This is a genomic window from Runella sp. SP2 (assembly GCF_003711225.1).
Classification (GTDB): Bacteria; Bacteroidota; Bacteroidia; order Cytophagales; family Spirosomataceae; genus Runella.
On sequence record NZ_CP031030.1, the window covers coordinates 3,074,455 to 3,096,555 of the forward strand.

Sequence of the window (22,101 nt, forward strand, 5' to 3'; positions counted from 1 at the left end):
AGAACCTCAAGCATCACGCCGACAAGAAATTAGAGCGATTTCAAGGAGTCTTCAACTTTTTAGGGGGACAGCAACCACCTTTTTTCAAGGAATGCTTGCTTTATTCTAAATAGTCACTAAATTTGTTTTTGTTTGGTTAGGTTTCAAAATCAAATTAGAACGCGTCCCTGCGTTCCTTTTTACCATTCGTGCACCTCAAGTAATAAATCAAAAAAAGGCAAAACACGTATAAAGCCCAACTATCTCAATGCTTTTGGTTGGAATAAGAGAATATGAAGAAAACTTTAAAAATAATAACCTCAATCATTGGTATTTTCATTTTTACTCTATTCTTATTTTTATATTTTCTATTTCGTCCTGTAGGAAGTGGACAGTGGGAACTTGATAATTTTGAAAAAATTACCCAAAAAGATATTTACATTGATAAAAGCCCAAGTTCTGGTTTCGTTTTTTTGGTTAATGGTAGCATAGATGATAGTTTAACTATTTTGGCTGAGGACATATCACTAGACAGAAAACATACAATCAACTACTTAGGAAGTAAAGTTTTAATGAAAGGCAATTACGAAAATCAAGAATTTTTACGATTTGATTATTACAGCAAAGGGCATGTTAGATTTTCGTGCATACCCTTTAACAAAAAAATAAAAGGAAAAATAAAAATAATGTGGAGTGCATATTAAAATTTCGACAATAAACTATATTACAAGTAATTGCAAATCAACAAATCAACCCCAAGCACCACAATACTTTTGGCTAAAAGAAAAAAAGCAAAACTACAATTGATTAACCTCATCATCCGTAAGCCCAGTTGCTTCCTTAATTTGAGATTTAGATAAACCCATTTCCCGCATTTTTTTACTACTTTTTTTACTCCCTGTTGTACGGAGTCTTCCGTAGGGAGACTCCGTACCGAAAATAACCAGAGTGTTTACAACACGGTAAGTGCCAAACCATTTGCTTCATCGCCTCCCAAACCCCTTTATCCATGCTCCGATGGCGCGAACATCCTCGCTCATACCCTTTATGAGCCGTCTTCAAGCCTTTCTTGCCCCCAAACTAGGCTCGAAGCCTTGGAATAGTGAGCACGAGCAGGATGCTCGCGCAATCGTCTTTGTTTTTCCTTTTGTTACCAAAACTTCGCCTCGCTGAGGCTTTTTTGTTTTTAGGCGTTTAACCCAATAAAAAAGCCTTTGCCAGCGTTGTTAAACTTTGACAAAGGCTAGTAACTGTTCCCGAACTACGATTCGGGAACGTTTATGGGTTAGCGTCTCCGACGCCACGGCAATTAAATCGCTTCCAAAATCCGCTGTTCCGATACGGCGTAGCCAATCTTCGCTTTGAGTTCGTTGATGTGTACGCGCTCTTGCTCCATGCTATCGCGGTGACGAATCGTCACGGTGTTGTCTTCCAACGTTTGGTAATCAACCGCAATACAGAACGGCGTTCCGATAAGGTCTTGGCGCGTATAACGCTTACCGATCGCGTCGCGCTCTTCGTAAAACACGCGGAATTCGGTTTTCAACGCTTTTTCGATTTCGCGGGCTTTTTCTGGCAAACCGTCTTTTTTCACCAATGGGAAAATCGCGGCTTTGAAAGGCGCCAACGCAGGGTGCAATTTCAACACCGTACGCTCTTTTTGGTTTTCGCCTTCGCCCACCATTTCTTTGGTAAAGGCATTGCAGAATACCGCCAAAAACAAACGGTCTGCTCCCACCGACGTTTCTACCACGTACGGAATGTAGTTTCCGAAAGGCTTACCGTTTTCGTCGAGGTCGTTATCAAAATACTGTTGCTTTTTCTTTGAAAGCTCTTGGTGGTTTTTCAAGTCGAAATCCGTACGAGAGTGGATCCCCTCAATTTCGCGGAAGCCAAACGGAAACTGATATTCAATATCCACGGCGGCATTGGCATAGTGCGCCAATTTTTCGTGAATGTGGAATTTCAATTTTTCGACAGGAAGACCCACCGCTTGGTGAAATTTCAAACGCGTATCGCGCCATTGTTCGTACCACGCCATTTCGGTGCCAGGACGTACAAAAAACTGCATTTCCATTTGTTCAAACTCCCGCATACGGAACGTAAACTGACGCGCCACAATCTCGTTACGGAACGCTTTCCCGATTTGGGCAATTCCAAACGGAATCTTCATCCGACCCGATTTCTGTACGTTCAAGAAGTTCACAAAAATCCCTTGAGCTGTTTCGGGGCGCAAATAAATCAAGTTGGAATCTTCGGCCACCGAACCCACTTGCGTGCTGAACATGAGGTTAAACTGACGCACTTCTGTCCAGTTGGACGTGCCCGAGATAGGACATTTAATCCCTTCGGCAATGATTAATTCACGCACCGCCTCAAGGTTATTATCACCCAACAAACGTCCCATTTCGTTCAACAACTCCTGCGCTTTTTCGGTCTGACCCTCAGCGGCATACTGCTCGGCTTTTCCTTCGAGAAGTTGGTCGGCACGATAACGCTTCTTTGAATCTTTGTTATCAATCATGGGGTCGTTGAAGCCATCCACGTGACCCGACGCCTTCCACGTGAGCGGGTGCATGAAAATAGCCGCGTCAATCCCAACGATGTTGTCATTGAGTTGCGTCATGGCTTTCCACCACATGTTTTTGAGGTTGTTTTTCAGCTCTACCCCGTTTTGACCGTAGTCATAAACTGCTTGTAAACCGTCATAGATTTCAGAAGAAGGAAATACAAAACCGTATTCTTTGGCGTGAGAAACGATGTCTTGTAAAGAAGTTGCTGGAGCTTGGCTCATGAGGACGTTATGCGTTATTGGTTAATTGCGGTTTGCCGCTTCGCGGAGCCGCACATGCGGTTATCTTTAGTATTGGGGCGCAAAATTACGCAATTTGTGGCTAAACTTGTCGATGTGTATAATTTTTCTATTTTTGTGTGTAAATAACATGTACGATGAGAACGAATATAGAAATCGACGAAAGCAAAATTGCGGCCATACGGCTACTGAATTCAAATCTGAAGACGAAAAAAGAAATCATTGATATTGCCTTGGAAGAGCTTATAAACACCATGAGGCGGCAACGTTTACGCCAAATGCGTGGCAAAGGTTGGGAGGGAGATTTAGATGAAATGAGAACCCATGAAGTACCGCTTATATGACACCTCCGCTTGGATAGATTTCCGAAAGAACGTGGCCTCTGCTCTAACCAATCAGTTAGATGAAGACCTACTGGATAACTTAGTGTGTATCTGTCCCGTCATTATTCAGGAAGTATTACAGGGAATCCGAGAAGATGCTGATTTTGAAGCGTTAAAAGAAGATTTCAAAGCCTTGAAAATATTACAATTAGAGGCTACTGAAGTAGCTGTTGCAGCCGCCCAACTCTACCGCCAACTCCGCAAAAAGGGTGTCACCATTCGCAAACCCAATGACTGCTTGATTGCGGCTTATGCTCTTCATTTTGACGTAGAACTTTGCCACAACGACGTAGATTTTGATCAAATTGCCGCCCATACTGACTTAAAAATTTGGAAACCAGCTTTGTAAGCTAATGTGGCATTCATTCCTAAACACATAGAGCACAGTAGAATTTTCACATAGCAACCATAGCTAAAAGAATAAATCTAGGCCACATGTAGTAACTCCAATGCAGTCCTTGCGTCAAAGGCTAAAAAACAACCTATGTTTCAGCGCCTTTTATTTGCAATTCGTGACGAATTTGGGGTTTCCCGCAGCCAAGCGCGGGGTTTTATGGTGCTTGCCGCCCTGATGGTTTTGTCTTGGTTTGGGCCTTTTTTAGTAGGAAGGCTTCTCCCTCTCCCCTCCCCCGAAATAAGCCAAGCCGATCGCCAAACCGCCGATAGTTTGGTGGCTGTGTTAGAATCGATTCAGCCCGAAAAACCAACGTATTCTTCAAAAAATTACGCCAATTACTCCTCTAAAACGCCCGAAAGCCCACGCGCTCTCCCCGAACCATTTCCTTTTGACCCCAATACCGCCACCGTACAGCAATTTCAAGCCTTAGGAATGCCCACTTTCATTGCCGAACGCATCGAAAAGTATCGTTCCAAAGGAGGGGAATTTCGTAAAAAGGAAGATTTACAACGGATTTATGGGCTACAACCTACGCTCTATCAACGCCTCGAACCGTACATTAGCCTGGCAGCTCCCAAAGAAACAAATATTGCTACTGCTACCTCCGCTCCTGCTTCGCCACTACCTACTCCTCCTACTTTTGCTAAAAAAGCTGCCCCTGTTCCCTTCGACATCAACACGGCAGACACCACCCAACTCATTCGTTTAAAGGGAATTGGCAGCAAACTTGCGGCAAGAATTGTGAAATTCAGGGATGGTTTGGGCGGATTTATTTCAGTGACCCAATACAGCGAAATTTTTGGTCTTGATTCCCTGGCACTGAGCGAATTAAATCGTTGGGCGGCGGTTCGTACGCCTCCTCAAAAAATCAATATCAACACAGCTTCGGCTGAAGATATCGACCGACATCCGTACATTTCCAAGCGCCAAGCGCAAATCATCGTGCGTTACCGCGAACAACACGGCGCTTACAAATCAGCCCAAGAGTTGCTGAATATCAAGATTTTGGACGAAAAACTGGTTTCAAAAATAGCACCTTACTTGACTTTCTGAGAGCATTTTAAGGAAAACGCAAGTAAACCAGTGCGCCCTTAGCCCCAATCGCCCAGCAAGCATTTCCGACACAGGCCATGGCATGTAAACCCACAGGCGCGTCGGTCAAAGCTTGCCACGTTTTGGCATTGTCCTTGGATAAGCTTGTGCCCGCTGGGCCAACTGCTACAAAATAACCATTTTTCAATTTACGAACGGCTTCTTTTAAACCCGCTGGTTGAGTCGCAGTCGCCTTTTGCCACGTTTGTCCGCCGTCGTGGGTCACGATGACGTTATCCGATGCGTCTTTGTCAGCTTTGTAATTTCCTCCAACGGCTATCCCATTTTTTGCATCCCAAAAATTCAACCCAAAAATCCCAGAAGAAGCATTGGCCGCCATCGGGGTATCCGTTACTTGCCAAGTTTCGCCACGGTCGGTTGAATAAAATACGCGGGCGCGATCGCTCCCACCCGTGCCAATCCACACATTTTTCTTACCTTGGAGCACCATGGTAGAATTGCTAGCCGCAAAAGCTGCTTCACCCGCCTTATTTTCGGGCAACTGCGTCGGTGAAATACGTTGCCAAGTTTGACCGCCGTCAATGGTTTTAAGCAAATAAATTTTGGTACCAATGGGATCACCAAAAATCAGTCCATTTTTAGCACCCCAAAACGATATACCATCCAAAAAGACACCTTTTTCGGTTGTTTGCCAAACCTCTTTCCAAGTTTTGCCACCATCGTTGGTTCTAAAAATGCGCGCTTGTCCTTCCTCCGCCAAACCCGCACTTACTGCTACGGCCGTTTGGGCGTCTATGCCATGAATCCCACGAAAGTCTAGTTTTTCAGCACCTTGTACGTGCAAAACTTCCCAAGAAGCTCCCCCATTTACGGTATGTAACACCGTTCCTTTGGAGCCCCCTGCCCATACAATTTTCTCATTTACGGCCGAAATTGAACGAAAATGAGCATCAGTGCCGCTATTTTGTGGGGTCCACTGAGCATAACTTACACAAAGCGAGAGTTGTAGTAAAAAAAAGGACGCAATAAATTTCATCGTAGTCTTATATTTGTCGTAAATATAGTCAAAACAATCCTTGACATTTTACGTTTTTGCTTCATCAACCTTCTTAATGCCATGCACAAAACGGCCCTTAAATCACTTTCTTACGCAGCCTTGGTACTGCTAGTGACACTTTCTTCGTGTAGTTTGTTCAAAGAGGTAGCCTCTGGCGATGCCTTGGTGAATGAGTTCATCAAAGTAAACATGGAGTATTGGTATTATTGGAACGACAAAATTCCAAGCGGTGCTGACAAAAAACTGCCTTCTTCCGACTATTTTAACGCCATGCTTTATAGTTATGACAAGCAAGCACGCCCCGACGGAGACCGATTTTCTCGTTTTTTGGACAATGCCGAAACCACCGAAGCATCGCTCGCGGGGGAAAGTAAAACAACGGGTGCTCGACTCAGTTTGTACAACATCAATAATACCATTTCTGCCCTCGTTTTGTACGTCATTCCTGGCTCACCTGCCGCTCAAGGTGGTGTTAAACGGGGTGATATTATTGCTAAAATAACCGTTGATGGACAAGCAGTTACGGCCGACAACTATGCTAATTTACTCGCAGTTGGCACCAATTACGTCTTTACCTTGGGTCGATACGAAAATGCTGCTTTTGTAAGCACGGGACAAACCAAAACGGTAGTGGCGCAATCTCTCCAAGAAGACCCCATGCCGTTTGATACTGTTTATACCAAAGGCAACAAGAAAATTGGCTACTTGGTCTATAACCGTTTTTATTCTAAACCCAACAACAGCGACCAAGCCCTCTATGACCAAAAAATGGCGCAAATTTTTGGGAAGTTCAAAGCCGCTGGAGTCAATGAGTTTGTGCTTGACCTTCGCTACAACGGTGGCGGCTACATCTCTACGGCGGTGACGCTCGGCAGTTTTATTGCCAAAGGGGCAAATGACAAAGTACTGATGACCCGCGACGAATACAACAAAAACGTAACGCCTGACTTACAGAAACAGTACGGCGCCAACTACGGTCAGCGTTTTTTTGAAAATCGCGCCGAAAACATTGGCAGCAACCTGAGTCGGGTTTACGTCTTGACCAGTACACGCACGGCATCGGCCAGCGAAATGGTCATCAACTCCCTCAAACCTTTTATGGAAGTGTTTCTAATTGGAGACGTAACGGTTGGTAAAAATGTGGGTTCGACGGTCATAAAAGACACTAAAAAACGCTTTGTACAAGGCATCATGCCGATTATTCTCAAAACATACAACTCCGCAGGGCAGTCTGACTACACCGCAGGATTTACGCCCAATGTCACTGTAAAAGAGAGTATTACACAACCATTTTACACCTTTGGCGACTTGAGAGACCCATTACTTTCTGAAGCTTTTTATCAAATTACAGGCACGCGCAACGCCCGTAGAGGCATCAGCGAACCTGAGCCTATCGACAGGTTTAAAGTTCAACCTCAGGGGGCAGAAACTGAAATGTTTGTAGATATTCCCCAACAGTAAGTAATGTGTTACTGGATACTCACATCCAGCAAAAGAGGTTTCTCAAAACCTCGTCAAAAGTGGTGTTGGATGCTCACATCCAACAAAAGAGGTTTCTCAAAACCTCGAATTCGTTCGGTTTTGAGAAACCTCTTTGCTGGGTTATAGTAACCCACCACACAAAAATGCCCATTTAGCTTATTCGGCTTTCAACTGCGTTAGTTTTACTTTAGTGGGATTTGGGTTAATGATGTCAGTTTCCACTAGCCCGTCGCGCAAGCGGATGATGCGGTGGGCATATTTGGCGATGTCATCTTCGTGCGTAACAACGACAATCGTATTTCCTTTGGAATGAAGTTGGTCAAACAAATCCATGATTTCGTACGAAGTACGGGTGTCCAAGTTCCCTGTCGGTTCGTCGGCCAACAAAATACTTGGGTCATTGACCAATGCGCGAGCAACGGCCACGCGCTGACGCTGCCCCCCCGAAAGTTCATTGGGTCGGTGTCCAGCCCGTTGTTCCAATCCCACACTTTTCAGAGCAGCCATGGCGCGTTCGGTACGTTCTGATTTTGTATAACCTGCATAAATCAAGGGAAGTGCCACATTTTCGAGCGAAGTCATCCGAGGCAAAAGATTAAAAGTCTGGAACACAAACCCAATCTCTTTGTTTCGCACCTCAGCCAATTCATTTTCGGACATATCGCTTACATCTTTGCTATTTAAGATATACTTTCCCGAAGTAGGCGAATCCAAACACCCAATGATGTTCATTAATGTTGACTTTCCTGATCCAGAAGGCCCCATGAAAGCCACATATTCTCCTTTACTAACCGAGATGGTTACATCTTTGAGGGCGTCGATGATTTCGGTACCCATGATGTAGCGTTTGGCAATGTGCGATGTTTCGATAATTTTCATGACTGTATTTTTTTCAAAATGTCTAACACTTCCTTGCTATCAGCGTCATTTTTCATGATTCGCTTTAAAAACTCCTGAAACTCCGCCTGCAAAAGGGTTTGGTCAAACACCTTTAATTCATTGGTAAACAGGACAAATTCAATTTTATTTCCTTTTTTATCGGTGGCATACAAGGCATAATTCAACACAAATGCAGTTGAACCGCCTTTTGCCCCGAAATGCGTAAAATATCGCTTATTTTCAGGATTTAATCGCATTGGCCACTCCATCAGGTCATCAAGGACAGCTTGAGTGGCAGCGTCAAAATAGGTACGACTATTGATTTTTTGCATCAAAGAGCCATATTCTGCCGCCGTTGAAGATGGCAAACGATTCGACCAAACTTTTTGTACTGGCAACGGAATATTGGCTAACTTAAAATTGGCCTTGGCGGTTGTGTCTATTTTCAGTAATTCAAAATACTTATTGGCGCGTTCCACATAAACCGACATTGGTAAATTTTTCATCGCTGCCTCCGAATGTTCGTCCGAACAAACATACAGGGCCGACACAAAAGGGTACAACGGCTGGTGTTTTGTTAGACCAAGTTTTGGCAAATTATCATTGATGTTGTTCAACCCCAGTTTCCACATCAAATACTCCGTATTGGCATTGCTACTGTATTGAAGCATTCCTTTGGCTACTTCTAACAGCGGCACTGCGCTATTTTGCAATTTTTTGGTTTTTCTTTGTTCAGCCAACCATTGCGGATGAGCGCCGCCATCTGTTTCTGGAATGTAAAACCGCGCTAGTTCTCCTATCGCAATCAGTTCATCGGGTTTGATTTTTCCAGAAGCTACCTGCTGTGCAAACTCCACGGCAATAATTACCTTTACAGTACTTGCCAGCGGCATCAAGGTGTCCACCCTGTGGGCGACCTCCACCTTCCCGTTTTTAGCATAATAGATAGCACATTTTTGAGGATTTTTCTGAAGATACTCGGCTACAAAATCAGTTTCGTAGCGCAAATATTTAAAATAAAAATACCCAAACACACCGCTAAACAACAAGGCAAGTATGCCAAGACCCGTGGCAACAACTTTCCACATAATACGTGGTTTTTAAAAATTAACGAAAGTTCAAAAGCAGGGAAAAAACAATGCGTAAAGGTACATTTTTACTTGAAACTTTCGCGTTCTTTTTCGATGAGTGCGCGTTGGGCTTGATAGGTTTTCAAAAATGCTTGATAATCGGTAGTGGTCGTCATCTGAGCCAAGTCCTGTAATCCTTCCTCGGCAAAGTCTGTTAGATATAATTTTAAACACTGAAGAACATACAATTTTTGCAAATCGGGCGCTGACCGACGAAAGCGTAAGGCATTGAGTAGAATATCGTACGCCGCTTTTGGATTTTTTTGAGCGTTGAAATATTGAGTCGCCGCTGTTAATACACCCGTGTCAAACGGATGCTGTCTGACGGCTGTCCAAAAGTCGGCTGTTGTTTTCAACGTAGCAAGATTTACCAAGCTTGGACGGGCTTCTTTGATAAGCCAAAAATCCAGCATCTGACGGGCCATTGCTACCTTTTGGGAAGTATCCGCCACTGTTTCTGATGCCAAAATATCGAGGGCCGTCAATTTGTTTCGGGGATATTCCGCGTACGCTTGGGCTACTTGCAGTTCATGGTAAAAATTGCCATTGTTGCCCGTATTTATCAGTTTTTTAAACAAAATGGCTTGGTTTGTATCTTTCGTAAATTGCCCTAAGTTGTACAAATAAGCAAAGTTATTGACACTCAATGCCGAATCTTTGGCAAAATCTGGTGCGACCTTCACGGCTTCGGTGCGGGTATTTGTTAGCTGCGCAACGGCCAATCGGTTGGCTTCGTGCGACAGATTAACGGCTTTGTTTTCGAGCAACTGCGTTTCTTCAACGTCCTTTTTGGTAAGTCCCAACGACGCCAGCGACCCTTTCCCCGACGAGATAGTAAGTGCTTTTGCCCAGAAAGCCAGCAAATTACTCTCCGCCACGTCGCGGTTTTTAGCATTCTGACGGGCAAGCTCAAAGTAATAATACGTAGAATCTGCAATGGCCGTTCGAGAATACAAATACCCTAAATTATTTTGAATTTCACCATTATCAGGAAACGTTTTTAGTCCTTTTCGTAAATTAAAAACCGCATCAAAAAATAGGTTTTCATTCAACAGCGCTTGCCCCAAACCCACATACGCTTGAGGCGTTGGGTCTTTCTGCAAAGCTTGTTGAAAAAATGACCCTGCAGTTGCCTGATCACCTTGTCGCAAAGCCAAGGATGCCAAAGCGAAAGCCGACTTATGGTTTTGATAATCAATATCTAACGCCTGTTGGTAATAACCGCTCGCGACTGTCCACTCTCGCGTGACTGTGTGTAAATCGCCTAAGCCATTGTAATACCCCGCCTGCGCTTGGTCGATGGTATAAAAACGATTAAAAGCCAAAATAGCAACCCAGGCCATGCCACCAATCAGCCAAGCCTGCGACTGTAAAAATCGCATGGGTTTGTACACCACTTTATAAACGGCTTTGCCTTGTTTGAACAACGGCCAGAAGTTGAGGCCAACATAGACGACGAACAGCGTTCCGATGCACAATTGACTATACACCACCGCATCTTCAAAAACTTCAATGAACGAATTGTTGTGGGTAAAAAGCGCAAAAGACATCACGGTCGTCGTCACCAATCCTAGTCCGACGTATAACCATGCCCCAATCTCACGAAAAGGTAAAAATGCTTCGGTGCGTCGTGCAAAACTCCATATCCCTAAAACAAGGCTTATAGTATATATCACTACAGGACTTATATACCAAAACGCCGCATCGCTCTGACGGGTTACTTTGAGGTACAGTAGATAGGTACTAAAAATGTACAGCACCGACAAAAACAGAAAATTTAGCAAGCTCGTCTTGCCAAAACCTGTCCGTGGGTTGGTAACGACATACACAAAACCCGCCACAATTTCTATCGCCAACCAGCCGATAAACCCAACGCTCAACATCAACATGGGAAGCAAACTGTAGGTAGTAACCGTCAGTGCTGACACAGGTGCTTTGCTTCCAAAATAAAAAACGCCAACTAGGGTTCCTATGACCCCCGCAAAAAGAAAAATCCGCTGCACCATGGGCATATTCTCTCGAAAGGCGTGGATATAGTAACTTACTATGCCCAACACCGCAGCTACCACCACAAAGCCCGTTGAATTGTCGGTCCCAAAAAGTTGCAGTACCTCAAAATGGGACAGCGAAAACAGTGTAATGACTAGCATCATAGCGCCAATGTACCACCTACGCGGCAAGCCCGAAATTGCGGCCAACAATAGCACAAAACCCGCCAACACGCCGCCCAAATATCCCCAGCCAAGCCATTCGGGAACGTCGATTTGAACAGGTACAAATTGCTCTTTTAAAATATAGGTTTTTCCCAACAAAAAGAGGCTTTCTGCCGACCGCTGACTGCTATCCGCTAACTGCTGCCCGCTCACCTTCAAACTATCGAGCTTTACGGGTACTTCGTCCAATTCGCTCAAGACTTTCCACTCTATCGAATTTTCGATGCCACGGTAGTGAAAAAAGAGAAGACAAACCAAGCTAAACGTCAAAAGCCCTAAAGCAGTAAGGTACAAAAACCGTTCAGAACGGCTCCAATGTTGCCAAAAAAGAAGAAATCTCATTGAATTTGAATGAATACTGAATGTCATCAGGCGACCCTGAACCAAGTGTTACTAAAAACGCCCTTCCGAAACGGTTATTTTCTCGTTCTTCAAAAAATCGAAAAGCGTTAATCGCCGCAAGGTATAAAAGGAAGTCCAGTATGTCTTCAATACATTCACATAATTTTGTCGGGCTTGTACGGTTTCGTTGAGGGCGATGCTCAGGTCAGTCAACTATCGCTTACCTAACTTTGGACAACTACGGCTTTTTATTTTAAGAACAACTTGGTTATAGTCTTAGGTAAAAATTGTAGTTTTGGTATAGGCTAAAGTAATCCACTATTTCTATGAAAATACTCATCATTTCTTCACTAATTGCAATTATAAAAGTACTTGATTGCTTTGGAAATGGACATTGGAGCTCAAATAAGTATTTCCATTTTAGTCCTGATAGTTCGCAAATCGAATCAACAATTCGCTTCGAACTAAAAAACCTCCCAACTCCTTATATTATATTAAGATACAGTTTAAACTATCTAACTTATTCTACTGATACTTTAGCAGTTAGTAATGGAGTTTGCGAAAAGAAATATCATTTCGCAAAACCAATAAGCATGGAAGTGATAATAAATGGGATTCAGCGTAAAATATATATTGCGCCACGTCATCAACTAAGCGTTGTTATTGATAAAAATAACACTAAAAACGGAATTATATTTTTTGACTATTTCGGAATTGGGAAAATTGCTAATGATTATTTAGGAAACGTAAATATTAGCAGAAATTTACCAACTTTAAAAGATATAGGAAAAACAATAACTGAAGAGGAATATCTAGAAAAAATCGAAAGTCATTACAAAAAATTAGACTCAGTTTATTCTGTCTATGAAAATTTAAGCAACTCGCAGCCTGACGAATCAATTAAATCGTTTTTTAAAACTCAAAAAAGAGAATTAGCTTACCATAAATTGGGGCGTTTGATTAACTTCATTGATGCCCGAAATTACAAAGGAGATAAAGCAGTACAATTTTTTAATAAATATATCCAACCAGCAAGTCTCCTGAAAGAAGAAATTGATTTAAACTCATGAAGTAGTGTTCTTTTTTTTTGCTCGTATTTACCTGACTATATTTTGGCAAGGGTACGAGAATCAAAAGATAACGCTTTGTACCACAAAATTGGTCACTACGCCTATCTATTAGACTATTTATCAAATAATTACGATGGGGAAAAGCGCAATTACGCCATCACCAATAACTTATATTTTTTAGCTTCCGTAGCCAGAAAGTACCCACCTAACTATCCATCAGTAGATTCATTAATTACGCTATACGATTCTTACCTAAGCGAAGAAAGAAGAACTTTGATACGACAACGATATTATACTGAAATCGACCCTAATTCAACAAGATATACGGATAAAGGTTTTATCGATGAATTTAAAATTAGTACGCCTTCTAATCATGAATATGTACTCAATAAAAAGCTAACCCCTGTCACTGTCATTGATTTATGGGCAAGTTGGTGCGGAAATTGCATTGACGCATTTCCTTTGATTGAATCATTAACGACAAAATATTCTACCGAAAAAAAGGTTTCTTTTCTTAAAATCTCTTTGGATGATAAAGAAGAAAATTGGAGAAAAAGTACGAAGAAATTACAATTAAAACCTGAAGACTCTTACTGGATTGCTGGGGGTATGAAATCTGAATTTGCTAAAAAATTTGATGTAAAATATTTACCCAGATATATTATTTTAAATCAATAAGGTAAAATTTTAAAAATGTATGCCCCAGATGTTAGGAACACCAAAGAGTTTACCACTTTAATAGATAAACTAATCCAAGAAAATTAAAATGTATATTTAAACCATTAAACGTATGTCTTTTGAATACATTTGAAATAATATAAACCCATATCTTCGCTTAAAAAATGACTTATGAAAGCATATTATCGGCGTTTATCTGCGGATTTTAATCTGCGCCAATCAGCGGGTAAAACTTTAAAGAAACTTGGCTAACACTCTTTTTAAACTTAAAGGTGATATAATACACAACTCCCAGCGCTCTAATCGCTGATTTCGTCGGGTTGGGAGCAACCCTCCACACAAAAAATTCGGGTTGTGAGCACCCCTCGGCACATGTGAGCACCCCTTTACACGTTACGTTATTTCACAGTGGTTACCGAATTACGATAGGTAGTCAACCTTCCTGAGTCGGTTTTGGGAAGCGTTTCGGGGCGCGATTCTTTCGGCCCTAAATTTCTAAATGAATTGAAACTACGGGTAAACAAATAACTCGCTCCGTAGGAAACTGCCATCGGCGTACCTGTAGAAGCAAGATACTGATTTTGAACGTTGCGGTTGTACATCCGCAAGCGTTGACTTCCATCATCATTGAGCCAATATTCTAATGTCCAATCGAGCAATAAACTCGTGGCATCATATTGATTTTGGCCGTACGACAAGCGGCCATCGCGCGTGATACGGAAACGATCGTTTAAGAAACGGTACGAAAAGCGTAACTGCAAATTGTTGAGGGCATTGATGGTAGGGTCGTTCAAATTAAAGTTTAAGCCCGACACGCCCAGCTCTAAGTTTTCGTTCAACGACGACCCCCATTTGTTGATTTGGCTCGTTACCATTTCTCCAATGCTGTTTCCGATACCCGTCGCCGATTGCGCCAAGATGTTGTTTTGATCCGAAAAAAGCTGCCCAAATAACAACATACTACTCACCTGCTGCGACAGCGACTGTTCGTCACGCTTGAGGCGTTCTTCCAAAGCCGTTACAATGTACGAGTAAGCCGCAGGATATTCCTTAAACTTCAAACCATACGTCACTTGGGGCGACAGCATTCGCTCGCTTAGCCCAATGGTTACTTCCACTGGATAACGGCGCGACATAAGTGCGTCGCTGTTGGAAGTAGAAGTCGTAGTGGTACTTGCCGACAGTACAGGAGCCAACGAAACATTGGACAAATAACTTGCCTTTACATCGAGCGTAGCACCGTAAGGATCGCCCGTCCAAGAAATTCGGCTTCCTTTTTGGATTTGGAATTTTTTGTTGATGACATTTTGCAGGGTAAATAAATAGTCCCCGTTTTGAATCTCGTACGACCCTGCCATGTCAAACACGTCGCGGGTATCAATTTTAAGATTGATAAGCCCTTTTCCGTAGGCTTTGATGGCATCTCCTCCTTGTCGGTCAAACTGAATTTCGCAGTACGCATCGGGCGTCATGTTGAGGCGAAAATCCATTTTGATGTTACTTTCTTGGGCAGGAATAACTTTATCTTCTTTCGCGATTTGCGTGGTAGTGTCTTCTACTGGCGCCACAAACTGGACAAAGTCTTCGGAAGCCACTTCGGCCGCGCCATCGAGCGGAATGTATATTTTTGTTCCTTTATTGCTGGTCAAATCGGCACTGATATTCAAATTATTAATGGGACCGAAAATCTCCATTGTACCCGTTGTATAGGCGTTCCCGTAGAAAAGTTCATTGTCCCGAATCGTTGTATTTAACATTCGGAAATTGCGCATTTCAGCATCAAACCCTAACGAAAACTTGCTAAATCCATCGTGGTAAACGCCCCCACGTAAATTAGCCACGTTTCCTTCGGGGTCAGTTAAACGCAGATTTTTTACCCGAATATCACTTTCTCCAAAATAGACTTTGTCTTCAAAGGCCAGTACCGCTTTCAAATAGTCGAACGTCAAACGTCCTTTTTTCACATCTACCGTTCCATCCAGTACGGGCGATAAAGCCGCTCCTTTTACCGACACTTTGCCTGCTGCCTTGCCTGTGATGTTCGACACCAAACCCCGTGCAAACGGCTCAATCAAATTGAGGTTCGTTTCGTTAAACTCCGCAGTTAAGTCCAGCTCATCGTTGGTGCGGTCGGGGGTATAAGTCCCTGTAACGGTAAACTCACGTTTTTCGTTTTTGTCCAAATGAATGTCCACGTGCAAGTGCTTATCAACAGGATCCCACTCTCCATCGCCCATCAAGTTGCCCATCAAGAAATTATTGTAGGTCAGTTTCTTGATTTGGAGTTGGCTATCAAAAATCAACGTACGATATACATCCCTCATGGTCAGGCTGCCGTTGGCCACGCCCCCAAGGTTCACATTCAAGACGGGATTAAGCGTAGCCAATTCAAAATTATGGGTTTCAAAAGCCAGTTCCTCCAAAGGATTATTAGACATTTTTCCATTCAACGAAATCAACTGGTCTTTTTTGTCCGCTTTTAGGTTGACATTGCTCAAAAGCACTTCGGAGCCGTTGATAATAATCAGGTTGGTAGCATCCAAGTTCCAGTCTTCCTCCAACAAGCGGAGTTTCGACTTTTTGAATTGTAACGACATATAATCGCCCACAAACCGAAGTTCGCCGTTAAGCGTGGCGCGGTTAGGCAGTTTTTGTTGGCGTAAATTACTGCGAAACGCAATGTGGTCTTCGTTCCAAGCAGCCTCAATCTGCATGTTTTCGGTCGGGGCAATGCCCACTAACTTTTGCTGGTCAGACCGAATAATCGCCGATGCGAGTACTTGAGGCGTATTGGTAAACTTTGAGGTATTCAAATCTAACTCTGAGCGGTAAAACGAGTTATTCCCAATTTTGAGGGTATCAAACTGACCCGCCATCGAAAACATTGAAGTATTATCAACCGTAAACACCCCTTCCACGCGTGAACCGTTGGAGACATAACCTTCAGGAAAAAGAAACGCCAACAGACGATCCATTTTTTTAAATTTCAAATCGTACGCCACACTATAGCGCTCCCCGATTGGTTTCTTGAGTTGTTTATTTTCGTAATAAGCGATTTGGGCAGCTTCGTCTCCCAAAAAATACATTTGGTATTCATCAAACAAACGTGCCAAATCAACCACTGCTTTAGTCGGTTCAAAACGCCCATTGGCTTTAAAATTAAAGAACTCAGAGCGAATGTCTAAGTCACGATTTTTGTCTTCTAGGCGAGAGTCTACCAGCAAGGTATCAACGACCAAATTGCGGTTTTTAAAAGTAGCGTAGTTATTCAAAAATTTCGCCTTCCCCACCATTTCATCCATCGTATTCCCTTCCAAATCTACGTTCAACTCCGTATGAATCAGCAGTGAGTCTTTCATAAACTTGAGCGCGCGCAAATCAGCACGTTGTACAAAACCTTCGGCGTGATAAGAATACCTGTCTTTATTAAAGTTAAAAGTACCGTCCACGTCGGCTATGAGGTTGGTGTCACGGACAATCACCGAGCCTTTGAAAAGCTTATTTTGCAGCGTACCGTTCAGATATACATTTTTATAGACGTAGCCGTTGTAGGTAAATTTCGGCATTTTGCCATCAAAGCGCAGCCCTGCATTTTTGACGTCAAATCCTTTTCCGCTTATTTTTCCGTCCAAATCAAGTTGAGAAAACGCCTCATCCTCCACCAATTTTCCCAAATCAAAATCTTGGGTTTTCATGTCAGCGACGTAGGTAGGAACGGGCGCGGCAAGGTTCATCTCCAGTGCACGGACGTTGATTTGTCCCATCGCCGTTTTAAAATCCCCGCTCATGTTGAAGCGGTCTATTGTACCTTTGTATTTACCCGAGAAATCAACAACCCCGAATTTTTTCGCCAAATCATTAAACGATTTTTCGGGATAATATTGGTACAAATCAGCGGCATCGACCCGCGTCTCAACCATGTCAAAATCCAACAACGAGGTCGCAAATTCTGTGACTCCTTTGAAAGCTATTTTTCCACGCAGACGGCTATTTTTACCAAAACGTAAATCGGTGTTTGTCAATTTAAAATCATTGACCGTTCCCAGAAAATCCCCATGGACTTTCCAAGTTTCGTTGAGGGTAAACAAATAATCGGCAAACCAGCCCAAATCTTCCGACCGAACCCGCGAACTGTCAATGTGGGCTTTCATCAATACTTTGGCATTAAAATCGCCAAAAGCCGATGGCTTGTCGTAGTTGAAGGAAATATAATTGCGGATGATTGAATTACCAATGGGCGCGTACAAATCTGCCAACTCTAGCTTCGTACGGCAGTACATCACGTTAGAATTCAACCCTTTCACCGTCAAATTGGTGCGTTTATCGTAAGTATGCAGTCCTCGAACTTTCAAGGCAATGGTATCTCCCAAGACCATGAAATTTTTGGCCTCACCACTGATACCTTTCAAAGTAAAGTGGTTGTAATCAAAGGCTTTACCCGACATCCGTTGCTCACGAGGATCGTCAAAACGAAACGTCCCTTCAATCAAATGCACTTGCTTGATATAAAATGGGACGTTTTGGTCTTTTTTTCCAGGGGGAGAATTGGGGTTAGAAGTCAGCTCTTCGATACGGGCAATAAATTCGTCTAGGTTCAAATCGCCCGTTTTGGGGTTCTTTACCAACCACACCGACGGACGGTAAAGCGTGGCTTCATCGAGCCAAGTGCCAAAAGTCTTTTTATCTTTGCCAATCGCCAGCTCCAAAAAGTCGTGGTTGACGTCGAGGCGCTCCACTTGAATCATGGGGCGGCCTTTGCGGTCGCGAATCTCAACTTTTTCGAGCGAAACGGCGTTGAACCATTTAATGCTTACCCTTCCTACGGAAGTCGGGTGTTGTAGTTCTTTAGAAAGTTTTTGGGTAACGTAGCCTACGAGAGAGGTTTGTATCAGTGGAAATTGAATACACAAGCTTATCATCTCTGCCAACAGCACCACTGTGACAAAGAGGATAAAAAGTGTGTTCAGAATGTACCAAATGATACGTTTCATGGGCTGGGCGACTGCTCAAAATTAACGCAAAATTTCAACAAATGTCAACTATTTTAGCCATCGAATCTTCGTGTGATGAAACTTCCGCGGCCGTTATCTCTAACGGCAAAATCTGTTCCAACATTGTAGCGACACAAGTGATTCACCAAAAATACGGTGGGGTTGTTCCCGAATTGGCTTCTCGTGCCCATCAGCAACACATTGTCCCTGTGGTCGAAAAGGCGCTTCTGGATGCAAAAGTAAGCAAAAAAGACCTGAATGCCATCGCTTTTACGCGCGGGCCTGGCCTTTTGGGCGCATTATTAGTAGGCGCATCGTTTGCCAAAGCCTTTGCTTTGGGGCTGAATATCCCGCTCATTGAGGTAAATCACATGCAGGCGCACGTATTGGCACACTTTATTGAAGACCCAACTCCTTCCTTTCCGTTTTTGTGCCTGACGGTCAGCGGTGGACATACCCAAATTGTGCTGGTGCGCTCGCCCCTCGACATGGAAATTATTGGTGAAACGCAGGACGACGCCGTAGGAGAAGCCTTTGACAAAACCGCCAAATTGCTCAACCTTCCCTACCCGGGCGGCCCGTTGGTTGACAAACACGCCCAACAAGGAAATCCGTTGGCTTATAATTTCCCCCTCTCCGAAATGCCTGGGCTCAATTACTCATTTAGCGGCATCAAAACGTCCATTTTGTATTTTTTACAGGGTAAAACCAAAGAAAACCCACAGTTTGTCGAAGAAAACATCGCCGATATCTGTGCCAGTGTGCAGCATACGCTCATCAAAATGTTGTTACAAAAACTCCGCAAAGCAGCCCGCCAAACGGGGATTTCTGACATTGCGATTGCAGGGGGCGTATCCGCCAATTCGGGCTTACGAAAATCGCTTTTGGAACTCGGGGAAAAAGAACATTGGAATGTTTTTATCCCGCGTTTTGAGTACTGCACCGACAATGCCGCGATGATTGCGATGGCCTCTCATTTCAAATTTGAGGAAGCCGATTTCTGCGAGCAAACTGTCAGTCCCTTGCCTCGCATGGCGTTTTAGAGGCCGTTTAATAATTTTTTTTTAAATTTTAAATCATTGACTAGCAATAACCTATCATCATAACCACAAAATCACTAGCTTTATAATTCCTTTAAAACAACCCTTAACGTTTTGAATGCAGGATGATGAAGCGAGTGATTTTTGTGTTTGTACTTTTCTTGTCTATTTCAATTGATGGATGGGCTGTCCATATTTTTGGTGGTGATTTTCGGATGATAGCGCAGCCAACGCAGGGTAATTACCTTCTTACCCTCACGCTCTACTCTGACATGCTTACACTCAATCCAGTTGTAGGAGGTGATTTTTCCAACAACGACGCAAGTGCTACTGTGTACATCTTTCGTAAAAGCGACCATGTGAGAATGGACGCTTTTGAGTTGCCACAACAAGTAAACCAAAACAAACCTATCATTTATCAAAATGAAGCTTGTGCGGGAAACCAACAACTCCGTACCGTTGCCCAAATTTATAGTCGCGCTATTAGTTTGAGCCCCGCACGCTATAACGATTCTCAAGGGTATTACATCATTTGGGAACGTTGTTGTCGGACGGCTGGGGTGGACAATCTTCAAAATAGAGGTCAAAACGTCGGACTGGTTTTTACGTTGGAGTTTCCAGCCCTTACGCAAAACGGCACTTTTTTTCGTAATTCTTCCCCCGACCTCAGTATCCCCAACGGTGAATATATTTGTATTAATAGGCCATTTAGGATGAATATGAGCGCTACTGATGCGGATGGTGATGAGTTAAGATACACCTTAGTTACTCCCCTCAATGGTTACACCAATGAAACAAATCCGCGAGGACTAGGCGAATCGCGCAGCAGTTATCCCGAAGTTAGATGGGCGGCAGGCTATGGACTTTCCAATACCATTCCAGGAAATCCCGCATTGGCAATTCACCCGACTACGGGCTTTCTTACGGTAAGAGCTTCTCAATTGGGCAGATTCACCTTTGCTATTCTGGTAGAAGAGTACCGAAATGGGGTCAAGATTGGTTCAACCCGTCGGGAGTTTCAGTTAAAAGTCATTGACTGTGGCGGCACTCCACCTCCTTCACCCACAGTATTCAACAGCACCAATACCAGTTTACCCGCTTCGGTCGTCGAAATTTGCGAAGGGACGAATGCGACACTCCAGTTTACGTCACAGCCCAATGTTTCGTACCAATGGCAAAAAGATGGTATCAACATTCCAAACCAAAAAAGCACAACTGTCACCATCAACCAAGCAGGTGAGTATCAAGTAACGGCTAGTTATACCAGTCGGTGCGCCCTCGACACGGTTTCTCAACTCGTGAAAGTTGTCATAGTAAAAGGACCAACTATCAACTTTTCCCCCTCTGATACCCTGAGGATTTGTAATGGCGATACGGCTATCATACAAACCACCCAAGGAAACGGTTTTGTTTATGAGTGGCGTAGAGATGGCGCTGTGCTTCCAACTGAAACCCGTTCTAGTTTAGCCACAACTCAAATAGGCACCTATCAAGTCGCGGTTCGGGGTACAAATGCCTGTATCAGTCGTGACACCGCCGTCGTTATACTGCGCCCTTCGCCAGCAAAGCCAGACATTACCTCGGCCAAAACTCAATTATGTGGCCGTGACTCTATCAAATTACAAACAGTTCTAGCCCCTGGCTTATCCGTCGAATGGCGCTTTAATGGCCAAGTCCTTCCCCAACGTTCCAACGAGTTTAACACTAAGCTTGCAGGAACTTACCAAGTGCGGGTTTCCAGTGGTAGCTGTTCGGCCCTTTCAGACCCCAAAAGAATTACCCAAGTATTGGCAGACACCATCCGATTCGACTCATTGCTTGCGGTTTGTTATGACCCCGCACTTCGGGTGGCGCTTCAAGGTAGCCCCGCAAACGGGATATTTGTGGGAAATGGGGTTGAAACAAACAACTTAAATGTTCAAACAGCGGGGGTTGGTCGTCACTCTATTCAGTATCAAGTAAACTTTGGCAATGATTGTGTATTGTCCAAAACCCGCGTTTTGGAAATCAAACCTATTCCCGTTTTAAAAGCGCCCAACAGCGTTACTCAATTAAAAGATGCTTCGGTGAATGTGCAAGTCCAAAGTGAAACACCCAACGGCGAAACGTACCAATGGACTCCTCCAACGGGTATTGAAAACCCTACTGCGTTACAGACCAACATCTCAACCCCCGACAACGAAACCTATACCCTTACCGCCACTGCCTCCAACGGGTGTAGCGCTCAAATTAGCATTAAGGTGGTGGTGGTACATTTAATGTTTATTCCCGACGCATTCAGCCCCAACGGCGATGGTACGAATGACACGTGGGAAATCAAAAACCTTGAAAAATTTCCTGACGCGGAGGTATTTGTTTACAACCGCTGGGGTGAGCTCATTCACCATCAATCCAAAGACCACCCCTTGCCTTGGGATGGTTTTTACGAAAATAGCCCTGCTCCCATTGGCGAATATACCTACCTCATTTTGCCCAACACGGAGTCCGACAATGTAGCTCGACGGGGCAAGGTTTTACTGCTTCGATAGCCCAAATTCTGCACAATCTTCACATATTTTATCAATAAAAAGGGGTAATAATGCCCCTTTTTTTGCT

Annotated in this window: 15 protein-coding genes; 9 read left to right on the top strand and 6 right to left on the bottom strand. The window is 43.6% G+C overall.

Going from position 1 to position 22,101, the window contains the following annotated elements; translation table 11 throughout:
• Positions 1–272 precede the first annotated feature (272 nt).
• Positions 273–683, top strand: coding sequence for a hypothetical protein (locus DTQ70_RS12890; RefSeq protein ID WP_122931179.1), 411 nt, complete (start codon positions 273–275; stop codon positions 681–683).
• Positions 684–1,288: 605 nt separating this feature from the next.
• On the opposite strand, the gene DTQ70_RS12895 is transcribed toward DTQ70_RS12890, so the two are convergent.
• Entirely contained in the window at positions 1,289–2,773 is a 1,485-nt protein-coding gene (locus DTQ70_RS12895; protein ID WP_122931180.1) for a glycine--tRNA ligase, read from the bottom strand.
• Positions 2,774–2,928: 155 nt separating this feature from the next.
• Here DTQ70_RS12895 and DTQ70_RS12900 point away from each other — a divergent pair, with 155 nt between their 5' ends.
• The 3 genes from DTQ70_RS12900 to DTQ70_RS12910 all read left to right on the top strand — a co-directional run bounded on the left by DTQ70_RS12900 (position 2,929) and on the right by DTQ70_RS12910 (position 4,624).
• On the top strand, positions 2,929–3,135 hold the full coding sequence (locus DTQ70_RS12900) for a type II toxin-antitoxin system VapB family antitoxin (protein WP_122931181.1): 207 nt from the start codon (positions 2,929–2,931) through the stop codon (positions 3,133–3,135).
• Entirely contained in the window at positions 3,116–3,523 is a 408-nt protein-coding gene (locus DTQ70_RS12905) for a PIN domain-containing protein (RefSeq protein WP_122931182.1), read from the top strand. The genes DTQ70_RS12900 and DTQ70_RS12905 overlap by 20 nt, the downstream gene beginning before the upstream one ends.
• A 135-nt stretch (positions 3,524–3,658) precedes the next feature.
• Positions 3,659–4,624 (top strand): helix-hairpin-helix domain-containing protein, encoded by a 966-nt coding sequence (locus DTQ70_RS12910; RefSeq protein WP_122931183.1) that lies wholly within the window; start codon positions 3,659–3,661, stop codon positions 4,622–4,624.
• 7 nt (positions 4,625–4,631) lie between these two features.
• Here the strand turns inward: DTQ70_RS12910 and DTQ70_RS12915 are convergent, their stop codons facing one another.
• Positions 4,632–5,660, bottom strand: a complete 1,029-nt coding sequence (locus DTQ70_RS12915) for a VPS10 domain-containing protein (protein WP_122931184.1) — start codon at positions 5,658–5,660, stop codon at positions 4,632–4,634.
• Between the two features lie 81 nt (positions 5,661–5,741).
• Here DTQ70_RS12915 and DTQ70_RS12920 point away from each other — a divergent pair, with 81 nt between their 5' ends.
• Positions 5,742–7,142 carry a S41 family peptidase gene (locus DTQ70_RS12920; protein WP_122931185.1) on the top strand — a complete coding sequence of 467 codons (1,401 nt, stop codon included), beginning with the start codon at positions 5,742–5,744 and terminating at the stop codon, positions 7,140–7,142.
• A gap of 177 nt (positions 7,143–7,319) precedes the next feature.
• On the opposite strand, the gene DTQ70_RS12925 is transcribed toward DTQ70_RS12920, so the two are convergent.
• From DTQ70_RS12925 to DTQ70_RS12935, 3 genes are all read right to left on the bottom strand, one after another.
• Complete coding sequence (locus DTQ70_RS12925; RefSeq protein ID WP_122931186.1) at positions 7,320–8,042, bottom strand: ABC transporter ATP-binding protein; 723 nt, start codon at positions 8,040–8,042, stop codon at positions 7,320–7,322.
• On the bottom strand, positions 8,039–9,130 hold the full coding sequence (locus DTQ70_RS12930; protein ID WP_122931187.1) for a serine hydrolase: 1,092 nt from the start codon (positions 9,128–9,130) through the stop codon (positions 8,039–8,041). Before DTQ70_RS12930 ends, DTQ70_RS12925 begins: the two co-directional genes overlap by 4 nt.
• 68 nt (positions 9,131–9,198) lie before the next feature.
• Positions 9,199–11,727: a hypothetical protein gene (locus tag DTQ70_RS12935; RefSeq protein ID WP_164489999.1), complete on the bottom strand. Its 2,529-nt coding sequence runs from the start codon at positions 11,725–11,727 to the stop codon at positions 9,199–9,201.
• A gap of 326 nt (positions 11,728–12,053) precedes the next feature.
• Here DTQ70_RS12935 and DTQ70_RS12940 point away from each other — a divergent pair, with 326 nt between their 5' ends.
• Both DTQ70_RS12940 and DTQ70_RS12945 read left to right on the top strand, forming a co-directional pair.
• Positions 12,054–12,797, top strand: coding sequence for a hypothetical protein (locus DTQ70_RS12940; protein WP_122931189.1), 744 nt, complete (start codon positions 12,054–12,056; stop codon positions 12,795–12,797).
• Between the two features lie 42 nt (positions 12,798–12,839).
• A complete protein-coding gene (locus tag DTQ70_RS12945) occupies positions 12,840–13,475 on the top strand; it encodes a TlpA disulfide reductase family protein (RefSeq protein ID WP_164490000.1) in 636 nt (211 codons plus the stop codon).
• 398 nt (positions 13,476–13,873) lie between these two features.
• Here DTQ70_RS12945 and DTQ70_RS12950 read toward each other — a convergent pair whose 3' ends face one another.
• Positions 13,874–18,466, bottom strand: coding sequence for a translocation/assembly module TamB domain-containing protein (locus DTQ70_RS12950; RefSeq protein ID WP_122931191.1), 4,593 nt, complete (start codon positions 18,464–18,466; stop codon positions 13,874–13,876).
• 41 nt (positions 18,467–18,507) lie between these two features.
• On the opposite strand from DTQ70_RS12950, the gene tsaD reads away from it, so the two are divergent.
• Positions 18,508–19,509, top strand: a complete 1,002-nt coding sequence (tsaD, locus tag DTQ70_RS12955) for a tRNA (adenosine(37)-N6)-threonylcarbamoyltransferase complex transferase subunit TsaD (protein WP_122931192.1) — start codon at positions 18,508–18,510, stop codon at positions 19,507–19,509.
• A 122-nt stretch (positions 19,510–19,631) separates the two neighbouring features.
• Positions 19,632–22,034 carry a gliding motility-associated C-terminal domain-containing protein gene (locus DTQ70_RS12960; RefSeq protein ID WP_122931193.1) on the top strand — a complete coding sequence of 801 codons (2,403 nt, stop codon included), beginning with the start codon at positions 19,632–19,634 and terminating at the stop codon, positions 22,032–22,034.
• Positions 22,035–22,101: the final 67 nt, after the last annotated feature.